Raw genomic sequence first — 14,661 nt, forward strand, 5'->3', positions numbered from 1 at the left:
CCCAGGGGCCCTCCATCTGACCAGTAAGGTCAAGCAGGCCACCGCTATTATCACGTCGTCGTTGTTCATCGAAGTATGCGCCGAGTTTCTGCTGTGCACGGGCCCACACGTCGATACGTGATCGGGCTTACCGCTGGCGCAGGAACGGCAGCGGCTGCCGGACGAAGCCGCCACGGCGAACTCCCGCACGATTCGGCGAGGTCCAGCCGATCCTTGCCTCGCTTGAGTGCGCCCTGGACCAACTGTCAAGCGTTCGCCTGACACGTCCGGATTCTCTCATCCATATGCTGTGCACAGCGGCACCGCAGGCCGGACATCCTCGATGAAGCCCGTACCTCCCGACCGAGACCTGTATCGAGACCACTCACGCGTCGCCCTCGGAAACGTCCCGAGAGGCCTCGGCGGCAATGTTGTCATGCGGCAAGAGGCGAGATCACCATACCGCGAAGACCACGCCCAGCCGACGGTCCTTGAGCAGCGGCCGCCCGATCACAGGCGGGCGACGTCACCACAGCGCTCACAGGAAAGGTGGTGCAATGTCTCAACGACTTCGCTCAGTAACATCTGGCCGAGCTCATGAGACGATGGCACGCGACTTCTCCCCCACTTCTGGCGACAACCCACCCGGAATCTCCCAAGAGATCGTCAGAATACGCACGAGCAAGCTCTGCATTTCCGACTCACCACGCCTCAATGGCATTGACCGCGACCACGTGCGCACCTTGGCGGAAGTCGACGATCCACTTCCCGCTATTATAGTCCACTACCCGACCATGCAAGTAATCGACGGCATGCACCGGCTTGAGGCAGCACTTCTCAAGGGCTTGACAGAAATTGATGCGCACTATTTCCACGGCAATGATGCCGAGGCTTTCCGGCTTGCGGTCGCCGCGAACATCGCGCATGGTCTGCCGCTCACACAAGCAGAACGCCAAAGGGCGGCAACACGCATCATACATTCCCATCCGCAACTCTCGGACCGATCGATCGCCCATACCACGGGACTGTCCGCGAAGACCGTTGCCCGCATTCGCCACGAGTCTCACAGCGGAATAGCCGATCAGCGGATCGGTCGTGACGGAAAAGTACGGCCGCTGAGCACCGCGGAGGGCCGGCGAATCGCTTCCCGCACGATCATCGACCGGCCGGACGCCTCCTTACGTGAGATCGCGCGGGAAGCAGGTGTCTCGGTCGGGACCGTGCGGGATGTGCGCGCGCGCCTGGCATCGGGTCAGGATCCGGTGCCCTCCCGGCATCGCACGCCGTACGAGCGAAACTCGCCGATCGCCGGCGGACCAGACGCGCAGCAAGCCGTGAGCACCCTGGACCCAGGGGTGATGTTGGATGGCCTGCGCCGCGATCCCGCGCTGCGTTACAGCGAGTCGGGCCGGCACCTGTTGCGTTGGCTGGGGACGCACGTCATCAGCTTCGCGCAGGCTCGGGCGGCCCTCTGCAACGTACCGCCGCACTGCGCCGTCGTCGTCGCCAGGATCGCTCGCGGGTACGCGGATGTCTGGAGCTCGCTCGCCATCGAGCTGGAGCGACAGGACGACAACGACAGGTGACGTCGGCCGGCACCTTTTCATGGCGCCGTAACGCCGGCCCTTCCTCATCACCGGCTCGTCAGCGGGTGTCGGAGTCGGTGTCCTTAAGCGCGGCGCGGCCGGCTTCCAGGCGGGCCACCGGGATGCGGAACGGGCTGCAGGAGACGTAGTCGAGGCCCACGTCGTGGCAGAAGTGCACGGAATCCGGGTCGCCGCCGTGCTCGCCGCAGATTCCCAGATGCAGGCCGGGGCGGGTGGCCCTGCCCTCCTCGACCGCGATCTCGATCAGGCGGCCGACGCCCTCCCTGTCGAGGGTCTCGAAGGGAGAGACGCCGAAGATGCCGAGGTCGAGATAGCGCGAGAAGAACGACGCCTCCACGTCGTCCCTGGAGAAGCCCCAGGACATCTGGGTGAGGTCGTTGGTGCCGAAGGAGAAGAACTCCGCGGCCTCGGCGATCCTGCCCGCCGTCAGCGCCGCTCTGGGCACTTCGATCATGGTGCCGATCAGGACCTCGACGCCGGCCTCCGCGAGGATCCTGACGGCCTCCTCACGTACGGACTCCAGCTCCTGTACGGCGGCCACCAGCGGGATCATGATCTCCGGCCGGGCACCCGGCACCTCCTTCGCCGCCTGGGCGATGGCGCGCACCTGCATGGCGAACAGGCCGGGGATGACCAGGCCGAGGCGTACGCCGCGCAGCCCGAGCATCGGGTTCTGCTCGTGCAGGCGCTTGACCGCGGCCAGGAGCCCGCGGTCCTTGTCGGTGACGTCCGGTGAGGTGGCGACCTTGACGGACAGGTCCACGATGTCGGGAAGGAACTCGTGCAGGGGCGGGTCGATGAGGCGGATGGTGACGGGATCGCCGTCCATAGCCTTAAATATCTCTACAAAGTCTGCTTTCTGGAGCGGTTCCAGGGCGTCCAGCGCGGCCTGGCGTTCGTCGTCCGCCGACGCCAGGACCAGGTCCTCCACCAGCCGCCTGCGCTCCCCCAGGAACATGTGCTCGGTGCGGCACAGCCCGATCCCCTGCGCGCCGAACCGGCGGGCCCGCGCCGCGTCGTCCGGGGTGTCCGCGTTGGCCCGCACGCCGAGCCGGCGGGCGGCGTCCGCGTGGCGCATGATCCGGTCGACGGCCCTGACCAGCTCGTCGTCCGGCTCGGCGCCCTCGAAGTATTCGACGACCGCCGAGTCCACCACCGGAACCTCCCCGAGGAACACCTCCCCCGTGGTCCCGTCGATGGAGATGAGGTCGCCCTCGGAGACGACCACGCCGCCCGGCGCGGTGAACCTGCGCTCCTCCGTGGACACCTCCAGCTCCTCCGCCCCGCACACGCACGTCTTGCCCATGCCGCGGGCGACCACGGCCGCGTGGGAGGTCTTGCCGCCGCGGCTGGTCAGGATGCCCCTGGCGGCGATCATGCCGCCCAGGTCGTCGGGGTTGGTCTCGCGCCGGACCAGGATGACGTCCTCGCCCTGCTCCGACAGCTCGACGGCCCGCTCCGAGCAGAAGACGGCCCTGCCGACGGCGGCGCCGGGAGAGGCGTTCATGCCCTTGCCGATCCTCTTCCTGTCGGCGTCCGCGTCGAAACGCGGGAACATGAGCTGGGCCAGCTGGTCGCCGGTGACGCGGGTGACGGCCTCGTCGAGCGTGATCAGGCCCTGGTCGACGAGCTGGGTGGCGATGCAGAACGCGGCCGCCGCCGTGCGCTTGCCGACGCGCGTCTGCAACATCCAGAGCTTGCCGCGCTCGATCGTGAACTCGATGTCGCACAGGTCCCTGTAGTGGTTCTCCAGGGTCTCCATGATCCCGAGGAGCTCGTCGTACGAGTGCTTGTCGATGCGTTCGAGCTCCTGGAGCGGGATCGTGTTGCGGATGCCGGCCACCACGTCCTCGCCCTGGGCGTTCTGCAGGTAGTCGCCGTAGATGCCCTGCCGGCCGGAGCCGGGGTCGCGGGTGAAGGCGACGCCGGTGCCGGAGTCGTCACCGTAGTTGCCGAAGACCATGGCCATGATGTTCACGGCGGTGCCGAGGCCGGCGGGGATGCGCTCCTGGCGGCGGTAGAGGATGGCGCGGGGTGCGTTCCACGAGTCGAAGACGGCCCGGACGGCCATGCGCATCTGCTCGCGCGGGTCGGCGGGGAAGTCGTCGCCGGTCTGCTCGCGGACGATGCCCTTGTACGTCTCCACGAGCCGCTGCAGTTCGCCCGCGTCGAGGTCGGTGTCGTTGCGCCTGCCCTTGACGGCGTCGAGCGCCCGCTCGAACAGGTCTCCGTCGATCCCGAGCACCGTCTTGCCGAACATCTGGATGAGCCGGCGGTAGGAGTCCCAGGCGAAACGTTCGTTGCCGCCCGCCTGCTTGGCCAGGCCGCGCACCGACTCGTCGTTGAGCCCGATGTTGAGCACCGTCTCCATCATGCCCGGCATGGAGAATTTCGCCCCGGAGCGTACGCTGACGAGCAGCGGGTCGTCGGCCTGCCCGAGTTTCCTGCCCATCCGGCCCTCGAGCGCGTCCAGATGCTCCGCGACCTCCTGCTCCAGGCCTCCCGGTGTCGAGCCTTCCGCCAGGTAGTGGCGGCAGGCCTCGCTGGTGATCGTGAATCCGGGAGGAACGGGCAGCCCGAGGTTGGTCATTTCGGCGAGGTTGGCTCCCTTACCGCCGAGAAGATCCTTGAGATTCCTGTTGCCCTCGGTGAAATCGTAAACGTACTTCGCCACCACAACTCCAATCCGACGCCTCTGAACCGGACTCTACCGGCGAAATTGATGACGAAACTTCACCCCTCCCCTAAGGCAACATTTATGCAGGTGAACGCCTGTAGACAGGTCTAATCCAATTATACGACCGCAAGTCGGGAAATTGGATTAGACCAATTGGTTTAAACCAATTTTTGGGAAAGAAGAACGGCAGGCGGGCCCGGATCGCGGTCCGCGATCACGCGATCCGGGCCCCCTCCCCACGCATGCCGAAGGCGCCCCCGCCCACCGGCGGAGGCGCCTCCGAACGGCGCTAGGCGAGCGGATTGTCCTCCGGCGGCGAGCCCGGCACCCCGTCACGCGGCGGCAGCCAGAGCACGAACGTCGCGCCCTCCCCCAGCCGCGAGTACACCGCCACCCGCCCTCCGTGCGACTCCACGATCTGGCGCACGATGGCCAGGCCGAGCCCCGTGTGGCGGTCGCGGCGGCTGGCCTCGCCGCGCCAGAAGCGGTCGAAGACGCGCTGCTGGTCCGCCTCACCCAGCCCGGGGCCGTCGTCGCGGACCGCCACCCACAGCCAGCCCTCCGCGCGGCCCGCCACCACGCGGATCGTGGCTCCGGGCGGCGAGAGGCGCACGGCGTTGGACAGCAGGTTGGCCACGGCGCGGCGCAGCGCGTCGGAGTCGCCGGTCATGTCCAGGCCGGAGCCCAGGTCGCGGGTGATCCGCACGTGCCGGGCGGCGGCCGGGGTGGCGTGTTCCTCGCACGCCTCCGCCGCCACCCTGGCCAGGTCGAGATCGGCGTCGGCGAACGCGGTGCCCTGGCGCCTGGCGCTGGCCAGCAGGTCCTCGACGAGCCGCGTCATGCGGGTGGTCGCGCGGTCCACGATGGCCACGGCCCTGGCGCGCTCCTCGTCGCTGGCGTCGGGGGCGGACAGCACGGCGTCCACGTTCGCCCGGATGATCGTCAGCGGGCTGCGCAGCTCGTGCGAGGCGTCGTCGATGAGCTGGCGCTGCGCGCTGAACGCCTCCTCCAGCCGGTCGAGCATGGTGTCGATGGTGTCGGCCAGGTCCTTGAGCTCGTCGCGCGGCCCGTCCAGCTTGATCCGCCGGGCCAGGTCGGTGCCCTGGATCTCCTCCGTGGTGCGGGTGATCGACCTGACGGGACGCAGCACGCGGCCGGCCAGCACCCAGCCGATGCCCAGGCTGGCGAGATAGAGCCCCACCAGTGTGACCAGCGAATAGTCGCGCAGCGTGGCCAGCGTCTTGACGTTGACCGCGTTCTCGACCTCCTGGACGAAGACGACCTCCCGCTTGCCCAGGTACTGGTCGCCCGAGTAGGCCTTGGCGTACTCGGTGGTGTAGGGGCGCTGGTCGGTGGATTTCGAGACGGCGAAATAGATGCCGCCGAGCACGAGCGCGGCCAGCACGAACAGCAGGCCCGAGTAGAGCACGGTGAGCCGGAAGCGGATGGTGTGGATCATGTCGGCTCCTTGAGCCGGTAGCCCCGGCTGATCACCGTCTCGATCAGGCCGTCCTCCTGGAGCTTGCGCCGCAGGTTGCCGACCGTGACCCGCACGGTGTTGGTGAACGGGTCGGCGTGCTCGTCCCAGACGTGCTCCAGCAACTCCTCGCTGGACACCACGTGACCCGGCCTGGTCATCAGGTAGTGCAGCACGCCGTATTCCTTGGGGGTGAGCGCCAGCGACCTGCCGTCCAGCGACACCTCCAGCCTGGCCGTGTCGATGCGCAGCCCGCCCACTTCGAGCACGGAGGTGCCGCCGCTCTCCCTGCGCAGCAGCGCCCGCACCCGGGCCAGCAGCTCGGGGAACGCGAACGGCTTGACCAGGTAGTCGTCCGCCCCCTCGTCGAGCCCGCGGACGCGGTCGTCGAGCCGGTCGCGCGCGGTCACCATGATGATCCGCACGCCCTGGCCCGCCGCGCGCACGGCGCGGCAGAGCTGGAAGCCGTCGCCGCCGGGCAGGTTCAGGTCGAGCAGGACCAGGTCGTACGCGTTGACCTGCAACTTCTCGTGCGCGGACGGCGCGTCGTACGCCACGTCCACCGCGTAGCCCGCGCGGGCGAGGCCGACCCGCAACGCGTCGACCAGGTCCTCCTCGTCCTCCACCACCAGCAGTCGCATGCTTGTGACCCTAATTTCGCATGATGCGTTCCGCGACGGGCGCGGCACGGTCGATGGGGATGGCGAAGCCGATGCCGATGTTCCCGCCCCCTCGGCCGGCGGCGATGGCGGTGTTCACCCCCACGACCTCGCCCCTGTCGTTCACCAGCGGCCCACCCGAGTTACCCGGGTTGATGGACGCGTCCGTCTGCACGGCCGTGCGCCGCGCCCCGCCCAGCCGCACCTCCCGGTCCAGGGCGCTGACGATGCCCGCGGTGACCGTGCCGGAAAGGCCCAGCGGCGAGCCGATGGCCAGCACCTGGTCGCCGACGGACAGGTCGGACGAACGACCGAGGGTGGCGGGCGTCAGGTCGCCGGGGTGGTCGACGACCAGCACGGCCAGATCCTCGTCGTCGTCCGCGCCGACCACGCGGGCGCTCAGCCTGCGGCCGTCGCTCAGCACCACGGTCGCCAGGCCGCTGTCACCGACCACGTGCGCGTTGGTGAGGATGTGGCCGCGCCCGTCCACCACGAAGCCGGACCCGCCCCGGCTGCCGGCCTCCACGGAGACCACGCTGGGCAGCACCCGCGCCGCCGTCGCGCTCAGCCCGGTCAGGCCGGACGACGGCGCGGGCGCGGCCCTCGGCAGGGCCGCGACGGGGGCCGGCTCGGACACCCCGGAGAGCCGGGCCCCCGCCGCTCCCGCCGCCCCGCCGGCGACCGCCGCGACGAGCGCGGCGACCACCAGCAGGCGGCCTCTCCGCACCGCCGCCTGCGCGGGCCGCGAGCCGTGCGCGGGCGGCCCCTGCCCGGGCGGCGGCTGCGCGGGCGGCGGGTGCGCGGGGGACGGCGGTCCCAGTATGGGCGGCGGCTGCGCAGGAGGTGGCGGGCCGGGCATGGGCGGCGGCTCCTGTACGGGGTCCCGGCGGGCGCCGGGCGGCACCGTACGGAAATCCGGCCCGCTCGGCCGGCCCAGGCCTCTCACGGCAGCCTCGAGAACCACACCATCGACGTCACCGCCGCGATCAGCCCGCAGATCAGTCCCGCCGCCACGAACCACTGCCATACCTCCTGCTGCTCGGTGCGGTAGCCGACCGACGTGCCGATGTCCTCGTAGACCGCCTGCAGTTCGCTGCCGCTGGCCGCCTCGTAGAACCCGCCACCCGCCGCCTCGGCCAGCCCGCGCAGCGCGGGACCGTCCACCGGCACCGGGACCTCCTGGCCGGAGAGGCTGATGGTGCCGTTCGCGGTGCCGTAGGCGATGGTGGTGACCGGGACGCCCCTTGAGGACGCCTCGGCCGCCGCGTCGTTCAGCGTGCGGCCGGTCGTGTTGGAGCCGTCCGACAGCAGCACGATGTGCGCGGGCGGCGCCTCCTCCTCCGAGTCGAGCGAGGCGATGGCCTCCAGCGAGGAGTAGACGGCCTCGCCGATGGCGGTGCCCGACGCCGTGCTCAGTCGGCCGAGCGCGCTCAGCACCGCCTGCCGGTCCGTGGTCGGCGGCACCGCCACGGAGGCCGACGACGAGAACGACACCAGGCCCAGATTGAACCGCTCGGGCAGCCCCTCCACGAACTGCCTGGCCGCCTGCCGGGCCGCCGAGAACCGGTCAGGGCTGACGTCGGTGGCGCTCATGGACGCCGACACGTCGAACGCCACCATGATCGTGGCCCGTTCCCTCGGCACCCGCACCTCGGCCGTCGGCCTGGCGAAGCCCACGACCACCAGCGCGAACATGAGCAGCAGCGCCGCCGCCGGCAGGTGCCTGCGCCACCCCGGGCTCCTCGGAGCCACCCTGTCGAGCAGGTCGAGGTTGGTGAACCGGACGGCGTACGCGCTGCGGCGCAGCGACATGAGCACGTAGGCGACGGCGAGCAGCGCCACGGGGATGAGCAGCAGCAACCAGACGGGCGAGATCAGCCTCACGCCACCTCACCTCCCGTGCCAGGCGTGCCGCCGCCCTGGGCGGGTCCCCGGGCGGGCAACATCGGGCTCGGGGCCAGCGCGGCCAGGCGGCGCTGCCGTACGACGTGCTGGACCAGGTCCCGCACCCAGTCCCGGTCCGTACGCAGCCGCAGGTGGGTGGCTCCGGCCCGGCGCAGCGCCCGCGTGATGGCGTCGCGCTGCCCGGCCGCCGCCTCCGCGTACCGGCGGCGCAGCCGGGCGTTGCCGGTGGCGACCTCCCGCCGCCGTCCCGTCTCCGGGTCGATCAGCGTGAGGATCCCCACGTCAGGCAGCGTCAGCTCGCGGGGGTCGACCACCTCCACGGCCAGCACCTGGTGCCGGGCGGCGAGCCTGCGCAGCGGCGGCTCCCACGTCTCCGGCGCGTCCAGGTAGTCGGACACGACCACGACGAGACCGCGCCGCCGTACGACCCGGCTGAGCTGTTCGGCCGCCACGCCGAGCAGCGGCTCGGCCACGCCGGGCGGGGTCCGCGGCAGTGCGAACGCCGCCTGCAGCAGCGCCATCAGGTGCGGCCGACCCGTCCTGGCGGGCAGCGTCCTGACGCCGCCGCCGTGCAGCAGGTGGGTGCCGATCCGGTTGCCGGTCCGCTGGGTGAGGAAGCCGACCGCCGCCAGCGCGGCCAGGGCGAGCTCCCGCTTCTCCAGAGCGGCGGTCCCGAAGTCCATGCTCGCGGTGGCGTCGAGCAGGGCCCAGATCTCCAGCTCGCGGTCGGCGACCAGATCCCGCACGTGGGGCTCGTTCGTGCGGGCGGTGACGTTCCAGTCCATCCGCCGCACGTCGTCCCCCGGCTGGTACGGCCGCGACTCCGCGGGCTCGCTCCCGGGACCTGGCACCAGCCCGAGGTGTTCGCCCTGGAGCAGTCCATCCAGCCTCCTGGTGATCGTCAGCTCGAGCCTGCGCAGCGCGGGCTCCGCGATCAGGTACGGCTTCATGCCACCGCGTCCTGTCGCACCGTTTCCTGCTGCATCGCCTCCTGTTGGGGCGCGATGAGGGGCAGCGGCACGGCGGCCAGCACCCGGTCCACGATCTCCCGGGGCGCGACCCCGTCGGCCAGCGCGTCGAAGGAGAGCACCAGCCGGTGCGCCATCACGTCGTGCGCCAGGTCGCGTACGTCCTCCGGCAGCACGTAGTCGCGCCCCCGCAGGAGCGCCAGCGCCCGGGCGGCCGCCAGCAGGCCGAGCGTGGCCCTGGGGCTGGCCCCGAACGCCAGCAGCCGCCGCACGTCCCGCACCCCGTACCGGTCGGGGTCGCGGGTGGCGTAGACGAGGCGGACGGCGTACTCGGCGACGGCGTGGTGCACGAAGACCTCCTCGGCCCGCCGCTGGAGCGCGAGGACCTGGGCCGGGTCGAGGACGGCGTGCGGCGCGGGCGGGTCCACGCTCATGCGGTAGACGATCGCCAGCTCCTCCGATTCGCTGGGATAGCCCACGTCGATCTTCATGAGGAAGCGGTCGCGCTGCGCCTCGGGCAGGTGGTAGACGCCTTCGGACTCGATGGGGTTCTGGGTGGCCAGCACCAGGAACGGCCTGGGCACCTCGTGGGTGACGCCGCCGATGCTGATCTGCCGCTCGGCCATGATCTCCAGCAGGGCCGACTGCACCTTGGCGGGCGCCCGGTTGATCTCGTCGGCGAGCAGCAGGTTGACCATGACGGGACCGAGCTCGATGTCGAACGACTCGGTCGAAGGCCGGTAGATCCGCGTGCCGATGATGTCGGCCGGCACCAGGTCCGGCGTGAACTGGATGCGGGCGAACGTCCCCCCGACCACGCTCGCCGTGGTCTCGGCGGCCAGCGTCTTGGCGATGCCCGGCACGCCTTCGAGCAGGCAGTGCCCCTTGGCGACGACCGCCACGATCAACCGCTCGACCATGTGGTCCTGGCCGACGATCACCCGCTTGACCTCGAACAGCGCCCGTTCGAGCAGTGCCGGGTCGGTCATGGCTGCACGACCTTGTCGGGGCAGTCGTCCACGACCAGCCGCAGCTCCAGCGCGGTCGGTTCGGGTTCGGCGAACGCGGCGCTCCCCGTCATGAGCACCGCGCCCGCGGCGAGCAGCACAAGAGCGAAACGTGATGTACGCATGATGACCCTCGTCCCTCGTATGGCCGTTATCGGCTTAGAGGGCATGTCATCAGGCGACCGCGAAAGCCCGCGTAACTCCCGGCTTTATACGATTTTTCGGTCGAAGGGGCAGACCGACGAGCCGGAGCGGGATCGGGGCGTGCACGACCACGGAGCCGGGCAAGAGTGAAGGATCACGGAACCGAGGTCACGGATGACCACGGAGCCGGGAAGGATGCGCGCGTCACGGCGGCGCGGCGGTGAGGCGGAGGAGCGTCTCCCTGGAGGGCCGTCAGCGCGGGGCGGCGGGTGGGGCTGAGGCGGCCTGCCGTAAGAATGGCGACTCCGCCCGCCCCACCCGAACGCACGCGAATGGACGTGCGCCCGCCGAAGTACGGCGACTACACCGGTCAGTCGTTCAGGTGCTGGCGCAGGTAGGCGTCGACGCCGTCGATGGAGATGCGCTCCTGGGCCATGGAGTCACGCTCGCGGATCGTCACCGCGTTGTCCTCGAGGGTGTCGAAGTCGACGGTGATGCAGAACGGCGTGCCGATCTCGTCCTGGCGGCGGTAGCGGCGGCCGATCGCGCCCGCGTCGTCGAACTCGACGTTCCACCGGCGGCGCAGCTGCGCGGCCAGGTCGCGCGCCTTCGGCGACAGGTCGGCGTTGCGCGAGAGCGGCAGCACCGCGGCCTTGACCGGGGCGAGCCGGTGGTCGAGCCGCATGACCGTGCGCTTCTCCATGACGCCCTTGGCGTTGGGCGCTTCGTCCTCGCTGTAGGCGTCGATCAAGAACGTCAGCGTGGCCCGGTCGACGCCGGCGGCCGGCTCGATGACGTAGGGGACGTAGCGCTCCCCGCTGTCCTGCTCGAAGAAGCTGAGGTCGGCGCCGGACGCCTTGGCGTGGGCGGTGAGGTCGAAGTCGGTGCGGTTGGCGATGCCTTCGAGCTCACCCCACTCGGAGCCGACGAAGTTGAAGCGGTATTCGACGTCGACGGTGCGCTTGGAGTAGTGGGACAACTTCTCCTGCGGGTGCTCGTAGAGGCGCAGGTTGTCCTTGTTGATGCCGAGGTCGGAATACCACCGGAAGCGCTCGTCGATCCAGTATTGGTGCCACTCCTCGTCGGTGCCGGGCTTGACGAAGAACTCCATCTCCATCTGCTCGAACTCGCGGGTGCGGAAGATGAAGTTGCCCGGCGTGATCTCGTTGCGGAACGACTTGCCGACCTGGCCGATGCCGAACGGGATCTTCTTGCGGGCCGACTGCTGCACGTTGAGGTAGTTGATGAAGATGCCCTGCGCGGTCTCGGGCCGCAGCCAGGCCAGGCCCGACTCGTCCTCGACGGGGCCGAGGTAGGTCTTGAGCAGGCCGCTGAACTGCCGGGGCTCGGTGAAGGTGCCCTTGTTGCCGCAGTTGGGGCAGGTGATGTCGGCCAGGCCGCCCTCGGGCGCCTTGCCGTTCTTCTCCTCGTAGGCCTCGACGAGGTGGTCGGCCCTGAAGCGCTTGTGGCAGGACAGGCACTCGGTCAGCGGGTCGGTGAAGGTGTCGACGTGGCCGCTGGCCCGCCACACCTCGGGCGCCAGGATGACGCAGGAGTCGAGGCCCACCACGTCGTCGCGCGACTGGACCATCGACAGCCACCACTGCCGCTTGACGTTGTTCTTCAGCTCGACGCCCAGTGGACCGTAGTCCCACGACGCGCGCAGTCCGCCGTAGATCTCGCTCGACGGGTAGACGAGCCCGCGGCGCTTGGCGAGGCTGACGATGGTGTCCATGACGTCGGTGCGTCGTGCCATGTCGGTGATTCTCTTTCCGGCTGGAGGTCGGCGAGTGAAATTGATGAGATCCCAGCTTAGGGGACTCTCGAACGCTCTCGCGCGCGAGTAATTGTTACGCACCGTCCCGAACGTGGACGTCCTCATATGCGCTGGGTTCGTTGACCATGAGAATCATCAGTGGATACATCGCCATCCGGGCGGCGGAGAGCGCTCTGCGGTAGAAACCGGCACCCTCCCACTCGCTGACCAGGGCCCACAGATTGGGCTCGTCGACCGAGCGGGCCAGCCGGCCGCGCTGGTAGCCCGGCTGGGTGGCGAGCAGGTCGAGGATGGCGTGGCCCTGTTTGACGAAGTCCTGCGACTGGGACTCTGGAACGGAGTATCGGATCACGGCGAGCACGCGACCAGCCTAGAGGCCGCTTCCCGAGCACCGCGCCCGCGCGACACGCGTAGGCTCTTTCCGTGGCCCATGACAGTGAGCGCCGCGGCAAGCCCGGCGGCAAGCCCGGCAGCAAGCGCGGCGACCAGCGCAACGACCGGCCCGGCGATCGGCGCGGCGATCGGCGCGGTGGCAAGCGCCCGGTCCCGCAGGGCGAGCAGTTCTTCACGCCGGGCGCGACCGGCCTGCGCAAGGCCGTCGAGCAGCGCAGCGCCGTGCCGATGACGTTCCTGTTCACGCAGGTGCCCCGGTGGGTGGCGCCGGTGGTGCTGGTGGTCCTGCTGCTGGCCGGATTCGCCGTGAGCAATCCGCTGGGCGGCGTCGCCGTCCTGCCTGTGATCGCGTTCATCGGCTGGCTGGCCTACCTGTCGTGGCCTTCTCTGGGGGCCGGCGGGAAGCTGCTGCGGGTCGCCATGCTGACGTTTCTCGTCCTGCTCGCGGCGACCCGCTTCGGCGCCTTCTGAGCGACCCGCTGAGGGGCCTGCTGGAGGCGCCTGCTGAGCGGCCTTCCTGGGGGGATCGCCTCAGGGCAGCAGCGTGTAGTGCGGGAAGTTTCCCGGCAGGCGTTCGGTGTCGGGGCCGCTCGTGGCGGCGCGCACCAGCAGTTCGCCTCCGACGAACGCGCCGCGCCACGACGCGCCGAGCCCGCCGAACAACTCCTCGCGGTCGCCGCGCGAGCGCGGCTTGTTGTGGCCTACCTTGAACGCCCGCACCTCGGGGGCGAGGCGGTGGAAGGTCTCCTCGTCGTCGCAGGAAAGGGTGGCGACGAGCGCGCCGTTGCTGGCGTTCATGGCGGCCAGCAGCTCGGCCTCCGTGTCCACCAGGACGATCGTGTCGACGGGGCCGAACGGCTCGGCGTGGTGCAGGGGTGAGGAGGGGGGCGGGTTGAGGATCGCGGTCGGGGCAAAGTACGCGGAAATATCCTGCCCCGGGAGGAAATGTCCTGACTCGATGGCCGCGCGGTGGATCGGCACGCCGCCCCGCGCCACGGCCTCGTCCACCTGGTCGGCCAGCTCCTTGGCCTTCGAGGCGTTGATCAGCGGGCCGAAGGCCAGCTCCGGCAGCGGGTCGTCCGGCTCGGCGACCGCGAGCGGGTGGCCGAAGCGCAGCGACCCCACAGCCGACACGTACGCGCCCAGAAACTCGTGGAACGCCGACCGCTGCACCACGAACCGCGGATAGGCCGTGCACCGCTGCTTGCCGTAGTCGAACGACGCCCGGATCTGCCTCGTGAGCAGGTCCCAGTCGCCGTACTCCCACACGCCCCAGCAGTTCAGCCCCTCCTGCTCCAGCACGTGCCGGCGCCCGAGGTCGGCCAGCGAGGTCGCCACCTTGGCGCCCGCGTCCCTGCCGCCCACGAACGACACGCAGCCCAGCGCGCGCCCGGCCACCAGCACCGGTGACAGCTCGGCCCCTCCCCCGCTGACCAGCGTGAACGGCAGCCCTTCCCGCACGGCCAGCGCGCAGGCCAGCGTGAGGCAGCACAGCCCGCCGTCCGTGGGCGTCTTGGCGATCACCGCGTTGCCGGCCAGCGCCTGCACGAGCATGGCGTGCATGAGCACACTCATCGGATAGTTCCAGCTCGCGATGTTGCTGACCGGTCCCGGCAGCGGCGCGCGTCCCGCCACCATGCGGTCGATCTCGTCGAGATACCAGCGCACGCCGTCCAGGCAGCGGTCCACGTCGGCGCAGGCCGTCTTCCACGGCTTGCCGATCTCCCAGACCAGCAGCAGGGCCAGCAGGTCGCGGTGGGCGGCCATGGACTCCACGGCCGCCGCGACCATCGCCTTGCGCTCGGCCATCGGCAGATACCGCCACCGGTTGTGCTCCTCGACGGCCCCGGCCACCGCCCGCGCGGCCCCGGCCCGGTCGAGCCGGGGCAGCCCGGCGATCGCCGTGCCGTCCAGCGGCGAGAACCCCGGCACGGGGCGCCCGTCGCGGTGCCACATGCCGCCCCAGTGGTTCAGCACGCGGTCGTCGTGGAAGGCCTCGGGAGCCGCCGCGTGGCAACGGTCGTAGGCGTCCTGCCAGGCCGTACCCGGTTTGAGCTGCATGAGAGCT

At 70.2% G+C, this 14,661-nt stretch carries 13 protein-coding genes; 2 read left to right on the forward strand and 11 right to left on the reverse strand.

Annotated elements, in window-relative coordinates; translation table 11 throughout:
- Window positions 1-584: 584 nt before the first annotated feature.
- Window positions 585-1,565, forward strand: a complete 981-nt coding sequence (locus ABGA98_RS21150) for a ParB/RepB/Spo0J family partition protein (RefSeq protein WP_347620082.1) — start codon at window positions 585-587, stop codon at window positions 1,563-1,565.
- A 58-nt stretch (window positions 1,566-1,623) separates the two neighbouring features.
- On the opposite strand, the gene ppdK is transcribed toward ABGA98_RS21150, so the two are convergent.
- From ppdK to ABGA98_RS21200, 10 genes are all read right to left on the reverse strand, one after another.
- Complete coding sequence (gene ppdK / locus ABGA98_RS21155) at window positions 1,624-4,260, reverse strand: pyruvate, phosphate dikinase (protein WP_347620083.1); 2,637 nt, start codon at window positions 4,258-4,260, stop codon at window positions 1,624-1,626.
- Window positions 4,261-4,552: 292 nt separating this feature from the next.
- Window positions 4,553-5,722: a HAMP domain-containing sensor histidine kinase gene (locus ABGA98_RS21160; RefSeq protein WP_347620084.1), complete on the reverse strand. Its 1,170-nt coding sequence runs from the start codon at window positions 5,720-5,722 to the stop codon at window positions 4,553-4,555.
- Window positions 5,719-6,381 (reverse strand): response regulator transcription factor, encoded by a 663-nt coding sequence (locus ABGA98_RS21165; protein WP_347620085.1) that lies wholly within the window; start codon window positions 6,379-6,381, stop codon window positions 5,719-5,721. Before ABGA98_RS21165 ends, ABGA98_RS21160 begins: the two co-directional genes overlap by 4 nt.
- Window positions 6,382-6,391: 10 nt before the next feature.
- The gene (locus ABGA98_RS21170; RefSeq protein WP_347620086.1) at window positions 6,392-7,363 is read right to left on the reverse strand and encodes a trypsin-like peptidase domain-containing protein; all 972 of its coding nucleotides are present in this window, start codon (window positions 7,361-7,363) and stop codon (window positions 6,392-6,394) included.
- Window positions 7,342-8,283, reverse strand: a complete 942-nt coding sequence (locus ABGA98_RS21175; protein ID WP_347620087.1) for a VWA domain-containing protein — start codon at window positions 8,281-8,283, stop codon at window positions 7,342-7,344. The genes ABGA98_RS21170 and ABGA98_RS21175 overlap by 22 nt, the downstream gene beginning before the upstream one ends.
- On the reverse strand, window positions 8,280-9,254 hold the full coding sequence (locus ABGA98_RS21180) for a DUF58 domain-containing protein (RefSeq protein WP_347620088.1): 975 nt from the start codon (window positions 9,252-9,254) through the stop codon (window positions 8,280-8,282). Before ABGA98_RS21180 ends, ABGA98_RS21175 begins: the two co-directional genes overlap by 4 nt.
- Window positions 9,251-10,261, reverse strand: coding sequence for an AAA family ATPase (locus ABGA98_RS21185; protein ID WP_347620089.1), 1,011 nt, complete (start codon window positions 10,259-10,261; stop codon window positions 9,251-9,253). Before ABGA98_RS21185 ends, ABGA98_RS21180 begins: the two co-directional genes overlap by 4 nt.
- Window positions 10,258-10,404 (reverse strand): hypothetical protein, encoded by a 147-nt coding sequence (locus tag ABGA98_RS21190; protein ID WP_165974692.1) that lies wholly within the window; start codon window positions 10,402-10,404, stop codon window positions 10,258-10,260. The genes ABGA98_RS21185 and ABGA98_RS21190 overlap by 4 nt, the downstream gene beginning before the upstream one ends.
- 389 nt (window positions 10,405-10,793) lie before the next feature.
- On the reverse strand, window positions 10,794-12,179 hold the full coding sequence (locus ABGA98_RS21195) for a glycine--tRNA ligase (protein WP_347620090.1): 1,386 nt from the start codon (window positions 12,177-12,179) through the stop codon (window positions 10,794-10,796).
- Window positions 12,180-12,273: 94 nt separating this feature from the next.
- Window positions 12,274-12,561 (reverse strand): antibiotic biosynthesis monooxygenase, encoded by a 288-nt coding sequence (locus tag ABGA98_RS21200; RefSeq protein ID WP_347620091.1) that lies wholly within the window; start codon window positions 12,559-12,561, stop codon window positions 12,274-12,276.
- A gap of 62 nt (window positions 12,562-12,623) precedes the next feature.
- Between ABGA98_RS21200 and ABGA98_RS21205 the strand changes: the two genes are divergently transcribed.
- Window positions 12,624-13,064, forward strand: a complete 441-nt coding sequence (locus ABGA98_RS21205; RefSeq protein WP_347620092.1) for a DUF6703 family protein — start codon at window positions 12,624-12,626, stop codon at window positions 13,062-13,064.
- Window positions 13,065-13,124: 60 nt separating this feature from the next.
- Here the strand turns inward: ABGA98_RS21205 and ABGA98_RS21210 are convergent, their stop codons facing one another.
- The gene (locus ABGA98_RS21210; protein WP_347620093.1) at window positions 13,125-14,654 is read right to left on the reverse strand and encodes an aldehyde dehydrogenase family protein; all 1,530 of its coding nucleotides are present in this window, start codon (window positions 14,652-14,654) and stop codon (window positions 13,125-13,127) included.
- Window positions 14,655-14,661 lie beyond the last annotated feature (7 nt).

The sequence above is a fragment of the Nonomuraea sp. B1E8 genome (assembly GCF_039871515.1).
Lineage (GTDB): Bacteria > Actinomycetota > Actinomycetes > Streptosporangiales > Streptosporangiaceae > Nonomuraea.

Excerpts from the sequence above, each read along its gene's own strand:
- ABGA98_RS21210 (WP_347620093.1), bottom strand. The coding sequence starts at position 14,654 with ATGCAGCTCAAACCGGGTACGGCCTGGCAGGACGCCTACGACCGTTGC.
- ABGA98_RS21195 (WP_347620090.1), bottom strand. The coding sequence starts at position 12,179 with ATGGCACGACGCACCGACGTCATGGACACCATCGTCAGCCTCGCCAAG.
- ABGA98_RS21185 (WP_347620089.1), bottom strand. The coding sequence starts at position 10,261 with ATGACCGACCCGGCACTGCTCGAACGGGCGCTGTTCGAGGTCAAGCGG.
- ABGA98_RS21180 (WP_347620088.1), bottom strand. The coding sequence starts at position 9,254 with ATGAAGCCGTACCTGATCGCGGAGCCCGCGCTGCGCAGGCTCGAGCTG.
- ABGA98_RS21165 (WP_347620085.1), bottom strand. The coding sequence starts at position 6,381 with ATGCGACTGCTGGTGGTGGAGGACGAGGAGGACCTGGTCGACGCGTTG.
- ABGA98_RS21160 (WP_347620084.1), bottom strand. The coding sequence starts at position 5,722 with ATGATCCACACCATCCGCTTCCGGCTCACCGTGCTCTACTCGGGCCTG.
- ABGA98_RS21190 (WP_165974692.1), bottom strand. The coding sequence starts at position 10,404 with ATGCGTACATCACGTTTCGCTCTTGTGCTGCTCGCCGCGGGCGCGGTG.
- ABGA98_RS21150 (WP_347620082.1), top strand. The coding sequence starts at position 585 with ATGGCACGCGACTTCTCCCCCACTTCTGGCGACAACCCACCCGGAATC.